Origin of the sequence: Klenkia sp. PcliD-1-E (assembly GCF_024124375.1) — a bacterium.
Classification (GTDB): Bacteria; Actinomycetota; Actinomycetes; order Mycobacteriales; family Geodermatophilaceae; genus Klenkia.
Genome location: NZ_JAMXRZ010000046.1, coordinates 1 through 18,237, shown reverse-complemented (window position 1 = coordinate 18,237; position 18,237 = coordinate 1). Strand labels below are relative to the sequence as shown.

The following is an 18,237-nucleotide window of genomic DNA, read 5'->3' as shown; positions in this document are numbered from 1 at the left end:
CCCCCGTGCAGGGCCCCGTGGCGAGCATGCGAGCCGCGGGGGGCAGGGGGTCCTTGTGCTACCGGGTGCCCGACACCTGCAGGGTGGTGGTGGCGACCTGGCGGGTCGTGCCGTCGCCGGAGACGGCGAGGACGGCGACCTCGTGCGGGCCGTCGCCCGCAGGTGCGGCGATCGCCAGCCCGGGGGACAGGCACTGGGTGAGCTCCAGCGCCGGCCCGGCAGGGGTCTGGGTGTAGCTGACCGTCGACCCGGCGTCCCCGCGGACCGGTTCGCCGTCGACGGTGACCACGTAGGGCACGTCGTCGGGGCCGGTGATCCGCACGTACATGGTCTGGCCGGCGGTGACCTGGCTGGAGGAGACGCCGATCGCCGGGCTGCTGCAGTCGGCGGCCAGCGGGACCTCGTCGGCGCCGCGGGAGGAGGTGAACCCCAGCACGGCGAGGACGACGACGGCCACCGTGAGCCACGTCCAGTGGTTGCCGCGCCGGATGGGCGTCGCGTCGCCGGCCAGCGCCCGCTCGTCACCGATGTCGCGGGCGAAGTGCTGCGCGGTGCGCCGGTTGCCCGCCGCCAGCTCGGGGTCCTCGCGCCCCCGCACGCCGCCGAAGATGAAGCTCACGCCCCCAGTCTGCCCGGACGCACCGCAGCCGGTCACCGTGCAGCCACCCGGTCGCGCTGGGCGGTGACCGGGTGCCTGCCGGGTGACCGGCTGCGGGAGGGGTGGGACTACTCGGTGGGCGCGGCGCCCGGGCCGGCCTGGCCCTGCTGGGTCTCCCCGTGCCCGGTGCCCTGCGGGGCGGTGCCCCGGTCGGCCGCGTCCTCGGCGCCCGGCTGCGGGCCGGACTCCGCCCCGGCGGCCGCCGCCCCCACCGGCGCCATCGAGCGCAGCAGGATCTGGCTGACGTCCAGCACCTCGACGTGCTCGGCGGCCTCGCCCTTCTCCTTCTTGGAGTTCACCGCGTCGGACAGCATCGTGATGCAGAACGGGCAGGCGGTGGAGATGACGTCGGGGTCGAGTTCGAGGGCCTCCTCGGTGCGGTTCATGTTGATCCGCGACCCGATCTTCTCCTCCATCCACATGCGCGCACCGCCGGCGCCGCAGCAGAACCCGCGGTCCTTGCAGCGGTGCATCTCCTGCGTGCGCAGGCCCTGCACGCTGTCCAGGATCTCCCGCGGCGGGGTGTAGACCTTGTTGTGCCGGCCCAGGAAGCACGGGTCGTGGTAGGTCACCTTGCGGTCGACCGGGGTGACCGGGGTGAGCCGGCCCTCCTCGACCAGCTGGCCCAGCAGCTGGGTGTGGTGCACGACGTCGTAGTCGCCGCCCAGCTGCGGGTACTCGCGGTTGATGGAGTTGAAGCAGTGCGGGCAGGTGGCCACGATCTTGCGCCGGCCGGCCTCGCGGCCCTCGAAGACGGTGTTGAGCACCTCGACGTTCTCGGCGGCCAGCTGCTGGAAGACGAACTCGTTGCCCATGCGGCGGGCCGGGTCACCGGTGCAGGTCTCGCCCGAGCCCAGCACGGCGAACTCGACGCCCGCGGTGTGCAGCAGTTCGGCGACGGCCTTGGTGACCTTCTTGGCCCGGTCGTCGATGGCGCCCGCGCAGCCGACCCAGAACAGGTACTCGACGTCGTCGTCGATCGCGCCCTCGACCTGGCGGACCGGGAAGGGCATGTCCTTCATCCACTCGTCGCGGGTGGACGGGCTCACGCCCCACGGGTTGCCGCGGTTCTCCAGGTTGCGCAGCATCACGCCGGCCTCGGAGGGGAAGCTGGACTCGATCAGCGTCTGGTAGCGGCGCATGTCGTTGATGTGGTCGACGTGCTCGATGTCCACCGGGCACTGCTCGACGCAGGCGCCGCAGTTGGTGCAGCTCCACAGCACGTCGGGGTCGATGACCCCGCCCTCCTCGAGCGTGCCGACCAGCGGCCGCTCGGCCTGGGCGTCGTTGGTGCCCTCGATCCGGGCGAAGCCGGAGTACCAGGTCTGCTCCAGGGACGGCGCCTCGGGCGTCATCACCGACTCGCCGCCGGCGGAGTCGCCCTTGCCGTCGCCGACCTCGCGGGCCCCCACCAGGTACGGCGCCTTGGCGTACAGGTGGTCCCGCAGGTCCATGATCACCATCTTGGGCGACAGGGGCTTGCCGGTGTTCCAGGCCGGGCACTGGCTCTGGCACCGCCCGCACTCGGTGCAGGTGGTGAAGTCCAGCATCCCCTTCCAGGTGAAGTCCTCGATCTTGCCGCGGCCGAAGACGGCGTCCTCGTCGGGGTCCTCGAAGTCGATCGGGACGCCGCCGGACATCATCGGCTGCATCGGGCCCAGCGCGACGGCGCCGTCGTCCTCGCGCTTGAAGTAGATGTTGAAGAAGGCGCTGAACCGGTGCCAGGCCACGCCCATGGTCAGGGTGCGGGCGATCACGATCAGCCAGACCAGGCTGACCACGATCTTGACGAACGCGATGACGCTGACCAGGTCCGGGTTGTCCGGGAACAGGTTCGACAGCGCCGAGCTGACCGGGTGCGACCAGCCGGGGGCGTCGTCCAGGCCGGAGGCGATCTTCGCCGCCCGGATCGACAGGATGCAGATGCCGATGACCAGGACGACGGCCTCGACGAAGTAGCCGCGGCCCTCGTTGGAGCCGGTGAAGCGGCCGTTGCGGCCGGTGCGGCGGGGGTGGTCCTTCTGCCGGATGACGATCAGCACCAGGATGCCGAGCACGGTGCCCAGGCCGATGACGTCGACGAACAGGTTCCACACGCCCCAGTTGCCGATCAGCGGCAGGTGGAACGAGGGGGAGAAGACCTCGCCGAAGGCCTCGACCAGGGTGAGGAACAGCCCGTAGAAGCCCACCATGACGAACCAGTGGGCGGCCCCGATGGTCGACCACTTCAGCATCCGGGTGTGGCCGAGGGACTCGACCGCCAGGTTCTTCAGCCGGGGGCCCACGGGCCCGAACCGGGAGCCGTCGGGCTGGCCGGTGCGGATGACCGCCAGCATCTTCCGCACGGCCTGGGTCGCGAGGACCACGGCGACGACGAGCAGCAGCACGCAGAGCGTGCCCAGGACGACCTGCAACGGGCCCACGGAACTCCCTCTCCCCGCCGGTCGACGACGACCGGCGTGACGTGCCCGGACGATAGCCGAGCGCACCGACAGGCTACTGATCAGTAACCGCGGACGGCGCGCGCCGGGTCGCGTTGCCGTGGCCGGGACGCCGTGGCAGCCTCTGGCGACCGCCCGACCAGCGCCGACCTCCGGCGCGGTGGGCCGGGAACGGGAGGCGGCGGGTGCAGGGGCAGGTGCGCCGCCGCGTCTACTTCGCCATCTGCCTGCTCGGCCTGGTCGGCTGCGCCTGGCAGATCACCGGCGCCGAGGGGCACGCGCTCGAGCGCACCGTCTCCTTCCCGCTGCTGGCGCTGTTCCTGCTGGGCGCCGGCGTCGTCCTGGTGTGGTTCCCCGACCGGGTCCGGTGGGTCGAGGTCGGCGGGTTCGTCGTGCTGGCCGCCGTCTGGCTGACCACGATGGCCCTGCAGCTGGCCACCGCCCGCGACGACGCCGCGGCGTGGGCGTCGCTCTTCCCGGGCGTGTTCGCCAACCTCTGCCTGCTCGTCGTGCTCGCCCACCTGTGGTTCGACACGCGCTGGGCCCTCATCGCCTCGCTCGCCGGGCCGGCCGTGGCGCTCGTGGTGGGACTGCTCCGCTTCGGCCCCGGTGAGCCCGGGCAGCGCAACTACACCCCGGACCTGGTCGGCGCCCTGGGCTACGTGGCGGTGCTGGCGATGCTCGCCTTCCTGATGGCCCGCAGCAAGGAGGCGCTGGCGGTCAGCCGCGCCGAGGCCGCCCGGCTGCGCGAGCTCGCGCACACCGACGTGCTCACCGGCCTGCCCAACCGGCGCAGCCTCATCGACGCGCTGCACACCGCGGTGCAGGACCGTCGCGCCGGCGGCAGCACCGCCGTCGTGCTCTTCGACCTCGACCACTTCAAGGCGGTCAACGACCGCTACGGCCACGACGTCGGCGACCTGGTGCTGCAGGAGGTCGCCGGGGTGGTGCGCGCCTCGCTGCGCCCGGACGCGGTGTTCGGCCGCTGGGGCGGCGAGGAGTTCCTCGTCGTCGTCCCCCGGGCCGACCTGGAGGACGGCGCCGCGGTCGCCGAGCGGCTGCGCCGGGACATCTCCGCGCACGGCTTCCCCGGCGGCCTGGTGATGACGGCGAGCTTCGGGGTCAGCGTGCTCGACGACGTCGACTCGGTGGACGCGGTGCTGCTGCGCGCCGACCGGCTCCTCTACGTGGCCAAGGAGGGCGGCCGGGACCTCGTGGTCTCCCGGCTCCCCCGCCCCTGAGGAGGACCCGGGAACACGACCCGGAGGTTTGCCGTTACGGTGGGCAGGAAAGTTGAGCGGACAGGGCGCAAGGCGCCCGACGCGAGACCACCGGACCTGCAAGCACCACCAGCGCACGAGAAGGGCCACATCCCCATGGCACGAGCGGTCGGCATCGACCTCGGCACCACCAACTCCGTCGTCACGGTCCTGGAGGGCGGCGAGCCCACGGTCATCGCCAACTCCGAGGGCTCCCGCACCACCCCGTCGGTCGTCGCCTTCGCCAAGAACGGCGAGGTGCTGGTCGGCCAGTCGGCGAAGAACCAGGCGGTCACCAACGTCGACCGCACCATCCGCTCGGTGAAGCGGCACATGGGCACCGACTGGAAGACCGCCGACATCGACGGCAAGCAGTACACCCCGCAGGAGATCAGCGCCCGCGTGCTGCAGAAGCTCAAGCGCGACGCCGAGACCTACCTGGGCGAGCCGGTCACCGAGGCCGTCATCACCGTCCCCGCCTACTTCGAGGACGCCCAGCGCCAGGCCACCAAGGAGGCCGGCGAGATCGCCGGCCTGGACGTCCTGCGCATCGTCAACGAGCCCACCGCGGCCGCGCTGGCCTACGGCCTGGACAAGGGCGAGACCGAGCAGACCATCCTGGTCTTCGACCTCGGTGGCGGCACCTTCGACGTCAGCCTGCTGGAGATCGGCGACGGCGTCATCGAGGTGAAGGCCACCGCCGGTGACAACCAGCTCGGTGGCGACGACTGGGACCAGGCCGTCATGGACCACCTGGTCAAGCAGTTCAACGCCGCCAACGGCATCGACCTGTCCAAGGACAAGCTGGCGATGCAGCGGCTCCGCGAGGCCGCGGAGAAGGCCAAGATCGAGCTGTCGGGCGCGCAGTCGACCAACGTCAACCTGCCCTACATCACCGCCGGTGCCGACGGCCCGCTGCACCTGGACGTCACGATCACCCGCGCGGAGTTCCAGCGGATGACCCAGTCGCTGCTGGACCGCACCAAGGCCCCGTTCAACCAGGCCGTCCGCGACGCCGGCATCTCCGTCGGCCAGATCGACCACGTCGTCCTCGTGGGTGGGTCCACCCGCATGCCGGCCGTGTCCGACCTGGTGCGCGAGCTGACCGGGGGCAAGGAGCCCAACAAGGGCGTCAACCCCGACGAGGTCGTCGCCATCGGCGCCGCCCTGCAGGCCGGTGTGCTGCGCGGCGAGGTCAAGGACGTCCTGCTGCTCGACGTCACCCCGCTGTCCCTGGGCATCGAGACCAAGGGCGGGATCATGACCAAGCTCATCGAGCGCAACACCACCATCCCGACCAAGCGCTCGGAGATCTTCACGACGGCCGACGACAACCAGCCCTCCGTGCAGATCCAGGTCTTCCAGGGCGAGCGCGAGATGGCCGCCTACAACAAGAAGCTCGGCATGTTCGAGCTGACCGGTCTGCCGCCGGCCCCCCGCGGGGTCCCGCAGATCGAGGTCGCCTTCGACATCGACGCCAACGGCATCGTGCACGTCCACGCCAAGGACCTGGGCACGGGCAAGGAGCAGTCGATGACCATCACCGGTGGCTCGGCCCTGCCCAAGGACGACATCGAGCGGATGATGAAGGACGCCGAGGCCCACGCCGAGGAGGACAAGAAGCGCCGCGACGAGGCCGAGACCCGCAACCTCGCCGAGTCCCTCCAGTACCAGACCGAGAAGTTCCTGGCGGAGAACGGCGACAAGATCCCCGAGGACAAGAAGGACGAGCTCGGTGCGGCGCTGACCGACCTGCGCTCGGCCCTCGGTGGCTCGGACATCGCGGCCATCAAGACCGCCCAGGAGAACGTCGCCCGGATCTCCCAGGAGGTCGGCGGTGCGCTCTACGCCCAGCAGGCGGAGAACGCGGCCGGTGCCGAGGGCCAGCCGGGTGCCGCCGGCGCCGGCGCCGGTGCAGGTGCCGCGGGTGCGGGCTCGGGCACCGACGACGACGTCGTCGACGCCGAGATCGTGGACGAGGACACCGACAAGAAGTGACCGACCGACCGCAGGACGAGGAGACCCCGCGCGTCGTCATCCGCGACAAGCGCCGGATCGACCCGACCAGCGGCCAGGTGCGGGAGCCGGCCGGCGAGACCGTGATGGGCTCGCCGGCCGGCACCGCCGGTCAGGCAGGGTCGACAGCCACCCCAGGGGAGCAGATGAGCGAGCAGAACGGTCCGGCCGCCGGGGCCGACCAGCCCGACCCGGTGACCCCCGAGGTCCCCGACACCCCGGCCGACCTGGTCGAGGACGACACCGCCCGGCAGCTGGCCGAGCGCACCGAGGACCTGCAGCGGGTGACCGCCGAGTACGCCAACTACCGGCGACGGGTCGACCGCGACCGCGTGGCCGTGGTGGACCAGGCGGCCGAGCGGTTCGCCGGGCAGCTGATCCCGGTCGTGGACGACATCGAGCGGGCCCGCGAGCACGGTGACCTGACCGGTGCGTTCAAGGTCGTCGCCGACCGCGTGCTGGGCCTGCTCGACGGCCTGGGCGTGGTCACCTTCGGCACCCCGGGCGACCCGTTCGACCCGGCGCTGCACGAGGCGGTGCTGCACGACACCTCCGCCGACGTGCAGGTGCCCACGGCCACCACGGTGCTGCGCCCGGGCTTCCGGCGCGGCGACCGGGTGCTGCGCACGGCCATGGTCGGGGTCACCGACCCCGAGAACCCCGCGCCGGCCGCCGAGCAGGAGCAGGCGGGGGAGACCCCGGCGGGTTGACCGCCACGCGGGCGGGGTGGCCGAGCTCGCCCCGCCCGCACCCGACCATCCCGTCCGGCCACCGGACGCACGCCGAGCAGGAGGGGGGCGCCCGATGAGCACCCGGGACTTCATCGAGAAGGACTACTACGCCGCACTGGGCGTCGCCAAGGACGCCGACGCGGCGACCATCAAGAAGGCCTACCGGGCCCTGGCCCGCGACCTGCACCCGGACAAGAACCCGGGGAACGCGCAGGCCGAGGCCAAGTTCAAGGACGCCTCCGAGGCCTACGGCGTGCTCTCGGACCCGGCCAAGCGCAAGGAGTACGACGAGGCCCGCCGGCTCTTCGGCGGGGGCGGGTTCCGGCCCGGTGCCGGCGGCGGCGGTTTCCCGCCCGGCGGGTTCCCCGCCGGGAGCGCCGGGCAGCCCTTCGACCTCGGCGACCTGTTCGGGGCGGGCTCCGGCGGGGGCGGCGCACGGGCCGGCGGCCTCGGCGACCTGCTCGGCGGGCTGTTCGGCGGCGGTGGGGCCACCGGTACCCGCAGCCGGCAGCAGGCCGCCTCCGGCCCGGCCCGAGGCCAGGACGTCGAGACCGAGGCCACGCTGGCCTTCGACGAGGCCGTGCTGGGGGTGACCGTGCCGCTGCGCATGCAGAGCCCGGGCTCGTGCCCGACCTGCCACGGCAGCGGCGCCAAGCCCGGCACCGCCCCGCACACCTGCCCGGTGTGCAACGGCGCGGGGGTCACCAGCCGCAGCCAGGGCGCCTTCGCCTTCTCCGAACCGTGCCGCGAGTGCCGCGGCAGCGGGAGCGTCGTCGACGACCCCTGCGCCACCTGCCGGGGCAGCGGCATCACCGACCAGGTCCGCACGATCACCGTGCGCATCCCGGCCGGGGTCAAGGACGGCCAGCGCATCCGGCTGGCCGGCAAGGGTGCCCCGGGGCGTCGCGGCGGACCGGCCGGCGACCTGTTCGTCGTCGTCCACGTGACCGGCAGTGAGCTGTTCGGCCGCAGCGGCGACGACCTCACCCTCGACGTCCCGATCAGCTTCGCCGAGGCCGCGCTCGGCACGACGCTCACCGTCCCCACCCTGGACGGCACGGTGTCGCTGAAGGTGCCGCCGGGCACCGCGGGTGGGCGCACCTTCCGGGTGCGCGGCCGCGGGGTGCACGGCAAGGGCCGCACCGGTGACCTGCTGGTCACGGTGAGCATCGCGGTGCCCACCTCGCTGGACGCCGACGCGCGCGCCGCGGTGCAGGCGCTGGCAGCCGAGCTCGACGAGGACCCGCGACCGCAGGTGACCGCCGCGGTGCGGGCGGGAGGGGGTGTGTGAGGTGAGCGAGCCCCGGTCCGTGGCCGACGACGCGCCGGTCTTCGTCATCTCGGTGGCCGCCCAGCTGGCCGGCATGCACGCGCAGACCCTGCGCCAGTACGACCGCCTCGGGCTGGTCAGCCCCGGCCGCACGGCCGGGGGCGGGCGCCGCTACAGCCCCCGTGACGTCGCGCTGCTGCGCGAGGTGCAGCGGTTGTCCCAGGAGGACGGGGTCAACCTGGCCGGCATCAAGCGGATCATCGAGCTGGAGTCGCAGGTGGAGGCGTTGCAGGACCGCGTGCGGGAACTGCTCGCCGAGGTCGACGACGCCCGGCACCGGGCGGCGACGGCCGAGGCGGCGGCCACCGGCTTCCGGGCCGGCACCGGGTACGCCTCGCCCGGCACCGCGCTGGTGGTCTGGCGGCCCCGCGGACCGAGGAGCAGCCGGTGAGCGCCGGGAACCCCGAACGGCCGGTGCGCGTCGAGCAGGACGTGAGCACCGCGACGACCACCGCCGACCCGGCCGCCCACGAGGCCCACGAGGCCCACGAGGCCCACGAGGCCCACGAGGCCTACGTCGCCCTCGAGCGCGAGGTGGCCCTCCTGCTGCGCCGTGGCCGCGCGATCCAGGGCCGGCTCGCGGGGGAGCTGCACCGGGGCCTGGACGGCGCCGCCTACGGGCTGCTGGTGCTGCTCGACGACGCCGGCCCGCTGCGCGCCAGCGACGTCGTCGCCCGCCTGGGTCTGGACAAGTCCACCGTCAGCCGGCAGGTCGCCTCGCTCGTCGACGCCGGCCTGGTCGACCGGGCCGCCGACCCCGACGACGGTCGGGCCCAGGTGCTGTCCACCTCCGAGGAGGGTCATCGCCGGCTCTCCGAGATCCGCGACGCCCGCCGCGCGCGGTGGGAGGCCGATCTGGCCCACTGGGCCACCGAGGACGTGGCCGCCCTCGGGGAGCTGCTCGGCCGGTTGAACCGGCTCGGCGAGGCCCACGAGGACCAGGTGCGCGGCGTGCCCGCCGCCGACGACTGACCGCACCCGTTCCACCGTCCGGCCGCGTCCCCGTCGGGGGGCGCGGCCGTCGTGCGTCCTGGGTGACCCACATCTCGGGCACATAGGTTGCAGACCCCAACCAACTGCGTGAAGATGGTTGAGGTCTACAAGCAACCACCCGGAGGTGTCGCGTGCACGTGGCCCAGGACACGGCCGACCGGCTCACCGCCGACCTCGGGCAGCTCATCCGCGCGGGCCGCCAGCTGTCCCACCACGCCGCCCACGAGCTCTACGGCGACCTGCCCGGCTTCGGCTGGGCCCTGCTCGCGCCGCTGGAGCGGGACGGCGAGCAGCGCTGCAGCGCCCTGGCCGCCACCGCCGGCGTGGACGGGTCCGTCGTCAGCCGCCAGCTCGCCGTCCTCGAGCGCTCCGGCTACGTCGTCCGCCGGCCCGACCCGGACGACGGCCGGGCCAGCCTGATCGGCCTGAGCGAGGCCGGCGCCGCAGCCCTCGAGCGCACCCGCGAGGTGCGCGGCGAGTGGGCCGCCGCCGCGTTGTCGGGTTGGACCGATGAGGAGGCCGAGACCCTCTGCCGCCTCCTCGAGCGGCTCACCGCCGACCTGGGGGTCGGCCGGGCGACCAAGCCGGCACCCGCGGCATGACCACCCCCGCACCGACCACCACCCACCCGGCGAATGCAGGAGCAGCACGCATGACGAGCACCACCAGCGCCGACCGCGAGGTCGCCCGCCCCGCCGCACCGTCGGCCGAGGCGCCGGTCGAGCAGCAGGGCCGGATGAGCCACCGGCAGATCCTCGAGGCGCTCTCCGGGCTCCTGCTGGCGCTGTTCGTCGCCATGCTGTCCTCGACGGTCGTCTCCAACGCCCTGCCCACCATCATCACCGACCTGCGCGGCACCCAGAGCCAGTACACCTGGGTGGTCACCGCGACCCTGCTCGCCAGCACGGCATCCACCCCGATCTGGGGCAAGCTCTCGGACCTGATGAGCAAGAAGCTGCTCATCCAGATCGCGATCGTCGTCTTCGTGACCGGCTCGGTGCTGGCCGGTCTGTCGCAGTCGGTGCCGATGCTCATCGGCTGGCGCGTCCTGCAGGGCCTGGGCCTGGGTGGCCTGCAGGCCCTGGTGCAGATCGCGATGGCCGCGATGATCAGCCCCCGCGAGCGGGGCCGGTACTCCGGCCTGCTGGGCGGTGTGATGGCCGTGGCGACCGTGGCGGGGCCGCTCATCGGTGGCCTGCTGGTCGACACCAGCTGGCTGGGCTGGCGCTGGTGCTTCTTCGTCGGGGTCCCGGTGGCCGTCGTCGCGCTGGTGCTGCTGCAGCGCACGCTGCACCTGCCCACCGTCAAGCGGACCGTGCACATCGACTACCTGGGCGCGGCCTTCCTCACGGCCGGGGTCTCGCTTCTGCTGATCTGGGTGACCCTGGCCGGCGGCAGCTTCGCCTGGCTGTCCCTGGACACCGCGCTGATGGTCGGCGGTGGCCTGCTCGCCGTCGTCGCCTTCCTGGTCACCGAGACCCGGGCCAAGGAGCCGATCGTCCCGCTGCGGCTGTTCCGCGAGCGGACCACGACGCTGGCGATCATCGCCTCGGTGGCGGTCGGCGTGGCCCTGTTCGGCTCCACGGTCTTCCTGGGCCAGTACCTGCAGATCTCCCGCGGCTACTCCCCGACCGCGGCCGGGCTGCTGACCATCCCGATGGTTGGCGGGCTGCTGGTCTCCTCCACCGTCTCGGGCATCCTGATCTCCCGCTTCGGCCGGTGGAAGGCCTACCTGGTCGCCGGTTCGGTGCTGGTGGCGGCCGGGTTCGGCCTGCTGTCCACGGTCGACCACGCCACCAACATGGTGCTGCTGGGCGTCTTCCTCGCCGTCCTGGGCCTGGGCATCGGCATGACGATGCAGAACCTGGTCCTCGCCGTGCAGAACACGGTGGCGGCCACCGACCTCGGCGCCGCGAGTTCGGCAGTCGCGTTCTTCCGCAGCCTGGGCGGCACGATCGGCGTGTCCGTGCTCGGCGCGGTCCTCAGTGCCCGGGTGACCACCCTGATCACCGCGGGCCTGCCCGCCGGGGCGGCGGCGCAGAGCGGCGGCGGGGACGTGGGGCTGGCGAACCTGGCCGACGCGCCCGCTCCGGTGCAGGACCTCATCCGGGTCTCCTACGGCGACGCCACCGGCCGGATCTTCCTGGTCGCCGCGCTGCTGTCGGTCGTCACCGTGGTGAGCGTGCTGTTCATCAAGGAGGTCGCGCTGCGCACCGAGAGCGGCGACCAGCGGGCGCAGACCGAGCGCGCGGATGGCGCGGCTGCCCCGGCCCCCGCGGACACCACGGCGGCGGTGGACCAGCAGCTCCTCGGCCGGCACGCCGTCGGGGGCGTCGACGCCCCCGCGCACCCGATCCGGGTCACCGTCCTCCTCGACGAGGAGGGCGAGCACGACCGGCAGGGTGCGGTCCTCCCCGCCGGTCGCTGACCGACCCGCCGCAGCGCAGGGCCCGCCCCCGATCCCCGGGGGCGGGCCCTGCTGCGTCAGGAGCTGCCCGAGCTCGCGTGCGACCCCGATCCGGACGACGACGTCACGCCCGAGCCGGAGGAGATCCCGGCGTCGGAGCTGGAGCTGCCGGACGACGAGCTGCCGGACGACGAGCTGCCGGACGACGAGCTGCCGGACGACGGGTCGGTGGTGGAGGTCGACGTGGTGGAGGACTCGGCCGTCGCGGTGCTGCCGGGATCGGCGAGCGCGACGGTGGCCGCACCGGTGCCGACCAGGACCGCGGCGGCCACACCGGCACTGGCGACGCGGAGGCGGAGGGTGCCCCGGCGGCGGGCCTCGAAGGGGGTCTCGGGTTCCATGCCGACCACGGTGCCCGCCCCGCCCGTGCGCTCGCTGTGCGACGGCTGGGGAACGCGACAGGGCCCTCCCCCGCCGTGGCGGGGGAGGGCCCTGTGCGGTGCCGGGTGCGTCAGGAGACGAGCGCTGCGTCCAGCGTGATGTCGACGCCGGTCAGCGCCTTGCTGACCGGGCAACCGGCCTTGGCGTCCTCGGCGGCCTTCCTGAAGCCGGCCTCGTCCAGGCCGTCGACCTCGCCGCGGACGGTGAGCTTGATGCCGGTCAGCTTGAAGCCGCCGTTGGCGGAGTCCGGGCCGAGCGAGACGTCGGCGGAGACCTCGAGGCTCTGCGGGGTGCCGCCGGCCTGGGCGATCAGCGCGGAGAACTGCATCGCGTAGCAGGCCGAGTGGGCCGCCGCGATGAGCTCCTCGGGCGAGGTGGTGCCGCCGGCGTCGTCGGCCGCGCGCTTGGGGAAGGACACGTCGTAGGTGCCGACCTTCGAGCTGCTCAGCTCGACCTGGCCGGAGCCCTCCTCGAGGGTGCCGTTCCAGGCGGTGCGTGCGGTGCGAGTGGGCATGCGAACTCCTTCGTCGTGAGGCCGCCGTGTGTCGACGGACCGTTCGATCGCGCACAACCGATCAGTTCGGCGAACTGTTCCCGTCCGACGAGACCCGCTCCGTCAGGGTGCGGAGCTCGCCCTTGAGGTGGTCGAAATCGGCGATCGTCATGCCCAGTGCCCCGATCATGTCGCGCGACACCTCGACGGCCTGCGCCTCCAGCTCCTTGCCTGCCGGGGTGAGCTGGATCGAGACCGAGCGCTCGTCGTCGACCCGCCGGTGACGGGTGACCAGGCCGGCCGCGGTCAGCCGCTTGAGCAGCGGCGACAGGGTCCCCGAGTCCAGCGCGAGCCGGCTGCCGAGCTGGCCGACGGTCTGGCCGTCCTCCTCCCAGAGCAGCATCATGACCAGGTACTGGGGATAGGTGAGGCCCATCTTGTCCAGCATCGGGCGGTAGCGGGCGGTGACCGCCCGCGAGGCCGCGTACAGGGCGAAGCACAGCTGGTCGTCCAGCTCGACGCTGGGCTGCGGGGTATCCGGCATTCCGCAAGCTTAGGGGGCGCAATGCAACCTCGGATCCGGGCGGTCTCGTTGCGGAGTCCAGGTTGAGCGGAACAGACTCAACTCTGCGATCGTTGACCACGGCGACACCCCACGACGGAAGGACCCCACCCCGACCATGGACAAGCTGACCACCCGAGCGCAGGAGGCCGTCGCCGCGGCGCAGCGGCTGGCGGTCGACCGCGGCCAGGCCGCGCTCGAGCCGCTGCACCTCCTGCTCGCCCTGCTCGACCAGACCGACGGCATCGCCGGTCCGCTGCTGCAGGCGACCGGCGCCGTCCCCGGCGAGGTGCGGGCCCGGGCCGAGGCCGCGCTGCGGCGGATGCCCAGCGTGTCCGGCTCCACGGTGGCTGCGCCGTCCCCGTCGCGGGACTTCCTGCGCGTGGTCAACGCGGCGGGGGAGCAGGCCACCGCGCTGGGCGACGAGTTCGTCTCCACCGAGCACCTGCTGGTCGGCCTGGCCGCCGTCGGCGGTGAGGCGTCGTCCGTGCTGACCGCCGCCGGCGCCACCGACGAGGCGCTGCTGGCCGCCTTCCGCACGGTGCGCGGCAACCGCAAGGTCACCTCGCCGGACCCCGAGGGCACCTACAAGGCGCTCGAGAAGTACGCCGTCGACCTCACCGAGCGGGCCCGCGAGGGCAAGGTCGACCCGGTCATCGGCCGGGACACCGAGATCCGCCGGGTCGTGCAGGTGCTGTCCCGCCGCACCAAGAACAACCCCGTGCTCATCGGCGAGCCCGGCGTCGGCAAGACCGCCATCGTCGAGGGCCTGGCCCAGCGGATCGTGGCCGGCGACGTCCCCGAGAGCCTCAAGGGCAAGCGGCTGATGAGCCTGGACCTGTCGGCGATGGTCGCCGGGGCCAAGTTCCGCGGCGAGTTCGAGGAGCGGCTGAAGGCCGTCCTGCAGGAGATCACCGACAGCGACGGCGAGGTCGTCACGTTCATCGACGAGCTGCACACCATCGTCGGGGCCGGAGCCAGCGGCGACTCCGCCATGGACGCCGGCAACATGATCAAGCCGATGCTCGCCCGGGGTGAGCTCCGGATGGTCGGCGCGACCACGCTCGACGAGTACCGGGAGCACATCGAGAAGGACCCGGCCCTGGAGCGCCGCTTCCAGCAGGTCTTCGTCGGCGAGCCCAGCGTCGAGGACACCATCGGCATCCTGCGCGGGCTCAAGGAGCGCTACGAGGTGCACCACGGCGTCCGGATCACCGACGCCGCGATCGTCTCGGCCGCCACGCTGTCCGACCGGTACGTCACCGCCCGGTTCCTCCCCGACAAGGCCATCGACCTGGTCGACGAGGCCGCCAGCCGGCTGCGCATGGAGATCGACAGCCGCCCCGTCGAGGTCGACGAGGTCGAGCGGGTGGTGCGCCGGCTGGAGATCGAGGAGATGGCCCTGGCCAAGGAGGAGGACGAGGCCAGCCAGCAGCGCCTGGTCGCCCTCCGCGAGGACCTGGCCGACCGCCGCGAGCGGCTGGACCAGCTGACCGCCCGCTGGCAGCAGGACAAGGGCGCCATCGACCGCATCCGGGAGACCAAGGAGCGGCTGGAGTCCGTCCGCCAGGAGGCCGAGCGCGCCGAGCGGGACGGCGACCTCGCCCGGGTCGCGGAGCTGCGCTACGGCCAGCTGCCGGCCCTGGAGAAGGCACTCGCCGAGGCCTCCTCGAGCACCGCCGACGCCTCGATGCTCAAGGAGGAGGTCGGCCCCGACGACATCGCCGAGGTCGTGCAGTCCTGGACCGGCATCCCCGCCGGGCGGCTGCTGGAGGGCGAGACCGCCAAGCTTCTGCGCATGGAGGACGTGCTCTCCGGGCGGGTGGTCGGGCAACCGGACGCCGTCACCGTGGTCTCGGACGCCGTCCGCCGGGCCCGCTCCGGCGTGGCCGACCCCGACCGGCCGACCGGGTCCTTCCTGTTCCTCGGCCCGACCGGCGTCGGCAAGACCGAGCTGGCCAAGGCGCTGGCGGAGTTCCTGTTCGACGACGAGCGCGCCATGGTCCGCATCGACATGAGCGAGTACTCCGAGAAGCACTCGGTCTCCCGCCTCGTCGGGGCGCCCCCCGGCTACGTCGGCTACGAGGCCGGCGGCCAGCTGACCGAGGCGGTGCGGCGCCGGCCGTACACGATCGTGCTGCTCGACGAGGTCGAGAAGGCCCACCCCGACGTCTTCGACGTCCTGCTGCAGGTGCTCGACGACGGCCGGCTGACCGACGGGCAGGGGCGGACGGTGGACTTCCGGAACACCATCCTGGTGCTGACGTCCAACCTGGGCTCGCAGGTCATCGCCGACCAGTCGATCCCCGCCGACGCCAAGCGGCGGGCCGTGGACGACGTCGTCCGGGCGCACTTCAAGCCCGAGTTCCTCAACCGGCTCGACGACGTCGTGGTGTTCCGCCCCCTGGGCACCGAGGAGCTCACCGGCATCGTCGACATCCAGGTCGGCGTGCTGGCCCGCCGGCTGGCCGCGCGCCGGCTGACCCTGGAGGTCTCCGACGCCGCGCGCGAGTGGCTGGCCATGAACGGGTTCGACCCGGTCTACGGCGCCCGGCCGCTGCGCCGGCTGGTGCAGTCGGCGATCGGGGACCAGCTGGCCCGTGCGCTGCTGTCCGGGGACATCCGCGACGGCGACGTGGTGGCCGTCGACGTGGCCGGCGAGCTCGACGCCGGGCTGACCGTCCGGCGCGCCGGCAGCACCCCGCCCGCGGCCGACGGGCCGGCCGAGCAGCCGCGGGAGCTGACGGCCTGATCCGCGCGCCCACGACGGCGCCCACCGACCACCCGGTCGGTGGGCGCCGTCGTGTCCCGGGTCGCCGGGGGCCGCGGTTGCCGTCATGATCTTCCCGCCCGGGTGCGCCGGGCCCGATGGAGGAGGACCGATGACGTCAGGACAGGGACAGCCCGGCGAGTGGGGGCAGCCCGGCCAGGGTCAGCCCCCGCAGGGCCAGCCGGGCTACGGCCAGCAGCCCGGCTACCAGCAGGGCCAGCCCGGCTACGGCCAGCAGCCCGGCTACCAGCAGGGCTACGGGCAGCAGGGGTACGGGCAGCAGGGGTACGGCCAGCAGCCTGGCGGCTACCCGGCCGCGCCGAACGCCGGCTGGGGTCCGCAGGGACCCGCGGGTCCCGCGCCGGCCCGGCCCTCGACGGTCACCAACGGCATCTACGCCTTCGTCGCGGCCACCGTCCTCGGGCTGATCGGCTCGGTCGTCACCTTCGCCAACCTGCAGACCATCCTGGACAACGCCTACCGCGACGCCGGGATCGACCCGAACTCGGTGGATGCCTCGATCTCCGGCATCGGCAACGGCGCGGCCACCGCCGGTGCGGTCTTCGGGCTGATCATCTTCGCCGCCTACTGCGCGGTGATCTGGTTCGCCTGGAAGGGCAAGAACTGGGCCCGCATCGTGCTCTTCGTGCTCGGCGGCCTGAGCCTGCTGTCGGTGTTCAACATCGCCGGCACCGGGGTCGCGTTGATCACCATCCTGAGCGTGCTGCAGCTGATCCTCATCGCCGCCGGCATCTTCTTCCTGGCCCAGAAGGCGTCGAGCCAGTGGTACGCCGCCATGAAGGGTCGCTGAGCGACTGCTGACCGGGGCCGCCGTCCACAGGCTGTGGACGGCGGCCCCGCCACGTCCGCCCCGTCGGGCACCCTGCGCGCGCCCGGAGGTGCCGGGACGAGGGAGGACGACGGTGGGGACGACGACGGGGCCGGCCGGGGCGCGGGCCACCCGGGCCGCGGTGGACCGGGTGCGCCACCTGCGGGCAGCCCGCTGGGTGCTGCGGGTGCTGGCCCTGCAGGTGGCGGTCCTCTGCCTGGTGGCGCTGCACGCGCTGGTGGTCCAGGGGCCGCTGGCTGCGCTGGTGGTCCTGGCCGCGGCCGTCCCGGTGCTGTGGCTGCGGCACGCCTTCGACCGGCAGCGCCGCTGGGCCCGCGACGGGCTGGTGGTCCTGGCGGTCCTGGACCTGGGGGTGGCCCTCCTCGGCACCGCTCCCTGGCGAGCCGCCGTCCCGCTGCTGTGGCTGGCGCTGCTCCTGCACCCCGACGCCCGGGAGTGGGTCCACCTGGCCCGTGGTCCGATGGGCACTGCACCGACGACGAGGGGACGACCATGACCGGCTACGGCCCGCCACCCGGCTACGGCCCGCCACCGGGCTACGGCCCGCCGCCCGGGTACGGCCCGCCACCGGGTTACGGCCCTCCTGGGGGCTACGGCCCGCCACCCGGCTACGGCCCGCCACCCGGGTACGGCCCGCCGCGCGGGTACGGCCCGCCGCAGCCGATCCCGCCGGCGATGCCCCGCCCGGTCGTCGCGACCGCGGGGGTGGCCGGTTTCGTCGCCGCCGCCGTGGTCGGCCTGGTCAGCTCCGTGGTCGTGCTGACCAACCGCGATGCCTACGTCGAGCAGGCGCTGCGCGACCTCGGTCTCAGCAGCAGCGACCTGGGCTCGGGCTTCGGCGAGGCGCTCGTCGGGAGCGTCAGCACCGCGGCGACCACCGCGGCCGCGGTCACGGCGCTGATCGGGGTCGCGCTGTACGCGACCATGGCCGCCTTCGCCTGGCAGGGCCACAACTGGGCCCGCATCGTGCTGTGGGTGCTCGCGGGCCTGGGCCTGTTCGGCCTGGTCAGCGCGGTCCAGGCCCCGCTGCTCGTGGTCACCGTCCTCGGCGTGCTCCAGGTCCTGCTGCTCGCGGTCGGGGCGGTGCTGCTCGCACTCGGCCCGGCGAACGCCTGGTACCGGGTCCGGGGGCGTCGCCGCGCCGCCGGTCTGGCCGACTGACCCTCACTGGTTGACCCTGGTGGCGCGGGAGGTTGGTTGACAGCCTGTCGTGGCACCCCGGTGCCGTCGGTGCATCGCCATGCTGACCGAGCTCTTCGAGGGCCTGCCTGAGAAGTGCGAGCCCG

General features: G+C 73.4%; 17 protein-coding genes. 12 read left to right on the top strand and 5 right to left on the bottom strand.

Features of this window, described 5'->3' with window-relative positions; translation table 11 throughout:
* Positions 1–58: 58 nt before the first annotated feature.
* Together NH342_RS11050 and NH342_RS11045 are read right to left on the bottom strand one after the other, a co-directional pair.
* Positions 59–619 (bottom strand): hypothetical protein, encoded by a 561-nt coding sequence (locus NH342_RS11050; RefSeq protein ID WP_253014779.1) that lies wholly within the window; start codon positions 617–619, stop codon positions 59–61.
* A 107-nt stretch (positions 620–726) separates the two neighbouring features.
* Positions 727–3,081 (bottom strand): (Fe-S)-binding protein, encoded by a 2,355-nt coding sequence (locus tag NH342_RS11045; protein ID WP_253014777.1) that lies wholly within the window; start codon positions 3,079–3,081, stop codon positions 727–729.
* A gap of 203 nt (positions 3,082–3,284) precedes the next feature.
* On the opposite strand from NH342_RS11045, the gene NH342_RS24205 reads away from it, so the two are divergent.
* From NH342_RS24205 to NH342_RS11005, 8 genes are all read left to right on the top strand, one after another.
* Complete coding sequence (locus tag NH342_RS24205; protein WP_253014775.1) at positions 3,285–4,340, top strand: diguanylate cyclase; 1,056 nt, start codon at positions 3,285–3,287, stop codon at positions 4,338–4,340.
* A gap of 135 nt (positions 4,341–4,475) precedes the next feature.
* Complete coding sequence (gene dnaK / locus NH342_RS11035) at positions 4,476–6,356, top strand: molecular chaperone DnaK (protein WP_253014773.1); 1,881 nt, start codon at positions 4,476–4,478, stop codon at positions 6,354–6,356.
* Positions 6,353–7,084: a nucleotide exchange factor GrpE gene (gene grpE / locus NH342_RS11030; protein ID WP_253014771.1), complete on the top strand. Its 732-nt coding sequence runs from the start codon at positions 6,353–6,355 to the stop codon at positions 7,082–7,084. The genes dnaK and grpE overlap by 4 nt, the downstream gene beginning before the upstream one ends.
* A 94-nt stretch (positions 7,085–7,178) precedes the next feature.
* Positions 7,179–8,396: a molecular chaperone DnaJ gene (dnaJ, locus tag NH342_RS11025; protein WP_253014769.1), complete on the top strand. Its 1,218-nt coding sequence runs from the start codon at positions 7,179–7,181 to the stop codon at positions 8,394–8,396.
* Positions 8,397–8,469: 73 nt separating this feature from the next.
* A complete protein-coding gene (locus NH342_RS11020; RefSeq protein ID WP_305884888.1) occupies positions 8,470–8,826 on the top strand; it encodes a heat shock protein transcriptional repressor HspR in 357 nt (118 codons plus the stop codon).
* Positions 8,823–9,407 (top strand): MarR family winged helix-turn-helix transcriptional regulator, encoded by a 585-nt coding sequence (locus tag NH342_RS11015; RefSeq protein ID WP_253014767.1) that lies wholly within the window; start codon positions 8,823–8,825, stop codon positions 9,405–9,407. Before NH342_RS11020 ends, NH342_RS11015 begins: the two co-directional genes overlap by 4 nt.
* A 158-nt stretch (positions 9,408–9,565) precedes the next feature.
* Positions 9,566–10,030, top strand: coding sequence for a MarR family winged helix-turn-helix transcriptional regulator (locus NH342_RS11010; protein ID WP_253014765.1), 465 nt, complete (start codon positions 9,566–9,568; stop codon positions 10,028–10,030).
* 50 nt (positions 10,031–10,080) lie between these two features.
* On the top strand, positions 10,081–11,856 hold the full coding sequence (locus NH342_RS11005; RefSeq protein WP_253014763.1) for an MDR family MFS transporter: 1,776 nt from the start codon (positions 10,081–10,083) through the stop codon (positions 11,854–11,856).
* A gap of 56 nt (positions 11,857–11,912) precedes the next feature.
* Here NH342_RS11005 and NH342_RS11000 read toward each other — a convergent pair whose 3' ends face one another.
* From NH342_RS11000 to NH342_RS10990, 3 genes are all read right to left on the bottom strand, one after another.
* Positions 11,913–12,236, bottom strand: a complete 324-nt coding sequence (locus NH342_RS11000) for a hypothetical protein (RefSeq protein WP_253014761.1) — start codon at positions 12,234–12,236, stop codon at positions 11,913–11,915.
* A 110-nt stretch (positions 12,237–12,346) separates the two neighbouring features.
* Positions 12,347–12,790, bottom strand: coding sequence for an OsmC family protein (locus tag NH342_RS10995; RefSeq protein ID WP_253014759.1), 444 nt, complete (start codon positions 12,788–12,790; stop codon positions 12,347–12,349).
* Between the two features lie 61 nt (positions 12,791–12,851).
* Positions 12,852–13,313, bottom strand: a complete 462-nt coding sequence (locus tag NH342_RS10990; protein ID WP_253014757.1) for a MarR family winged helix-turn-helix transcriptional regulator — start codon at positions 13,311–13,313, stop codon at positions 12,852–12,854.
* 136 nt (positions 13,314–13,449) lie between these two features.
* Here NH342_RS10990 and clpB point away from each other — a divergent pair, with 136 nt between their 5' ends.
* From clpB to NH342_RS10970, 4 genes are all read left to right on the top strand, one after another.
* On the top strand, positions 13,450–16,083 hold the full coding sequence (gene clpB, locus NH342_RS10985; RefSeq protein ID WP_253014755.1) for an ATP-dependent chaperone ClpB: 2,634 nt from the start codon (positions 13,450–13,452) through the stop codon (positions 16,081–16,083).
* A gap of 130 nt (positions 16,084–16,213) precedes the next feature.
* Entirely contained in the window at positions 16,214–16,912 is a 699-nt protein-coding gene (locus NH342_RS10980; RefSeq protein ID WP_253014753.1) for a hypothetical protein, read from the top strand.
* 112 nt (positions 16,913–17,024) lie between these two features.
* Complete coding sequence (locus NH342_RS10975) at positions 17,025–17,447, top strand: hypothetical protein (RefSeq protein WP_253014751.1); 423 nt, start codon at positions 17,025–17,027, stop codon at positions 17,445–17,447.
* Positions 17,444–18,112, top strand: a complete 669-nt coding sequence (locus NH342_RS10970) for a hypothetical protein (protein WP_253014749.1) — start codon at positions 17,444–17,446, stop codon at positions 18,110–18,112. The genes NH342_RS10975 and NH342_RS10970 overlap by 4 nt, the downstream gene beginning before the upstream one ends.
* The last annotated feature ends 125 nt before the right edge of the window (positions 18,113–18,237 follow it).